This is a genomic window from Alicyclobacillus suci (genome assembly GCF_017329615.1).
Classification (GTDB): domain Bacteria; phylum Bacillota; class Bacilli; order Alicyclobacillales; family Alicyclobacillaceae; genus Alicyclobacillus; species Alicyclobacillus suci.
Map to the genome: position 1 here is coordinate 1 of NZ_JAFMTW010000191.1, position 338 is coordinate 338.

The window sequence follows — 338 nt, forward strand, 5'->3', positions numbered from 1 at the left end:
GTCCGTGACGACGGTGGTCCGATCACCTTCCGGCATGCGTTCGTGCGTGGGCTTGTCGGCATCATCGAGATCTGGTTGCTGATGGGCGTGCCCGCAGTCGTCAGCGCGATGTTGTCCACGCGCGCGAAACGGATCGGCGACCTCGCCGCCGGCACCTATGTCGTACGCGAAGAGACCGCGATGCGCTTGCAGCCGGGCCCGTGGATGCCACCTGCGCTGATTCCGTGGGCGTCCGGAGCCGACATGGGCGCGCTGCCCGACGGCGTCGCCATGCAGATCCGGCAGTACCTCACCCGCACCGACATGCTGAGCCCGGTCGCACGCGAGCAGGTCGGACG

Annotated in this window: 1 protein-coding gene; it reads left to right on the forward strand. The window is 68.3% G+C overall.

The window, feature by feature from the left end:
* A partial coding sequence (locus J3482_RS20370) for an RDD family protein (protein WP_206923113.1) occupies positions 1-338 on the forward strand: 338 nt, incomplete at both ends.